Source organism: Plantactinospora solaniradicis (assembly GCF_042658085.1).
In the GTDB taxonomy this organism is placed as follows: Bacteria; Actinomycetota; Actinomycetes; order Mycobacteriales; family Micromonosporaceae; genus Plantactinospora; species Plantactinospora solaniradicis.
This window is the reverse complement of record NZ_JBHSPR010000071.1, coordinates 1-1,947: the sequence shown is the minus strand read 5'-3', so window position 1 is coordinate 1,947 and position 1,947 is coordinate 1. Positions and strand designations below refer to the sequence as shown.

1 protein-coding gene is annotated in these 1,947 nt (G+C 68.1%); it reads left to right on the top strand.

The features are described 5' to 3' along the window. Positions 1–55: 55 nt before the first annotated feature. Positions 56–1,947 (top strand): condensation domain-containing protein (locus ACFP2T_RS43045; protein ID WP_377432796.1); only part of this gene is annotated, 1,892 nt, incomplete at its 3' end.

Sequence of the window (1,947 nt, the reverse complement as noted above, 5' to 3'; positions counted from 1 at the left end):
CGAGTCGGTGGTGCAGGTGGCGTTGACGCGTCGGGACCGGCCCGAGATGTTGCCGTTGTCATTCGCACAGCAGCGACTGTGGTTCCTGAACCGCCTGGAGGAAACCGACCCAGGCGCTGCCGCCGCCTACAACACACCCTTGGCCCTACGGCTGTCGGGTGAGCTGGACGTGCCCGCATTGCAGGCCGCGTTGGAGGACGTCGCGGATCGGCACGAGAGCCTCCGGACGATTTTCCCGCAGTCGGAGGGGGCGGCATGCCAGCACGTTCTCGAGGGTGCTGCCGGTCGACCGGCGCTGACGGTCGTGGAGACGACGGAGGACGGTCTGCCGTCGATGGTGGCGGAGCTTTCCGGTCGTGGGTTTGATCTGAGTGTTGATCTGCCGTGGCGGGTGTGGTTGTTGACCGTGTCGCCGGTGGAGTCGGTGTTGCTGATCGTGGCCCATCACATCGCGGTCGACGGTTGGTCGATGGGTCTGTTGGGTCGGGATCTGAGTGCGGCGTACGCGGCTCGTCGGCAGGGTAGGGCTCCGGGCTGGGAGCCGTTGCCGGTGCAGTACGCGGACTACTCCCTGTGGCAGCGTGAGGTCCTGGGCGACCTCGACGATCCCGACAGCCTGATCAGCGCCCAGTTGGCGTATTGGCGGGAGGCGCTGGCAGACGCACCACAGGAGCTCGCGCTTCCCACTGACCGACCCCGCCCGACGACGTCAACCTTCCAGGGCGCGAACGTGTCCTTCGACGTGGCCGCGGACGTCCATGCCGAGCTGGAGCGGGTGGCACAGGACAGCCGGGCGACGATGTTCATGGTGGTGCACGCGGCGTTGGCGGTGCTGCTGTCTCGGGTGGGTGCGGGTACGGACATTCCGATGGGTACGCCGATCGCCGGTCGTGGGGACGCGGCGCTTGATGAGCTGGTCGGGTTCTTCGTCAACACGTTGGTGTTGCGGGCTGATCTGAGTGGGGATCCGTCGTTCGGTGAGGTGCTGGCCCGGGTACGGGAGGCGGACCTGGCGGCGTACGCGCACCAGGACCTGCCGTTCGAACGCCTGGTGGACGACCTCAGCCCGGTCCGTTCGCTGAGCCGCAACCCGTTGTTCCAGGTCATGTTCGCCCTACAGAGCACGTCCGGCAGGAGCGGGCGGTGGGAACTACCCGATCTGGAGGTGGGGCCGTTCCGCGATGGGTCGCAGGGTGCTTCGGCGCGGTTCGATCTGTCGATCGAGTTGGCGGAGCGGCGTGATGCGGAGGGTTCGCCGGCCGGGCTTGGCGGGGTCCTGCTGTATGCCACTGATCTGTTCGACGAGTCGACTGTGCAGGGGTTGGCTGCTCGGTTGGTGCGGGTGTTGGAGCAGGTGGCGGCGGATCCGGGCCTGCGGCTCAGCGATATCGAGGTCCTGGACGACGCGGAACGGTCACTGGTCATCGGCCGGTGGAACGACACGGCGGTGCGGGTCCCCGACCAGATGGTGCCGGAGTTGTTCGAGGCACGGGTCGCGGCGTCACCGGACGTGGTCGCGGTGCGCTGCGGTGCAGATGTGCTGACCTACGCCGAGCTGGACCAGCGGGCGAACCGGCTCGCCCGGTACCTGGCTGGGGTGGGGGTGGGGGCGGAGTCGCGGGTGGGTTTGTGTCTGCCGCGTGGGGTGGACATGGTGGTCGGGTTGTTGGCGGTGTGGAAGGCCGGTGGCGCGTTCGTGCCGTTGGACCCGGCGTACCCCAGCGACCGGCTCGACTACATGGTCGCCGACAGTGACACCACCGTCCTGGTCGGGACTGGCGACACGTTGTCGGGGTTGTCGACGGCGGGGGTGCGGCAGGTCCGTCTGGATGAGGTCGCTGGTGAGGTTGCCGGTCTGTCGGCGGCCGTGTCGGGTCGAGATGTGAGCCCGGACGGGTTGGCGTATGTGATCTACACGTCGGGTTCGACGGGGCGGCCCAAGGGGGT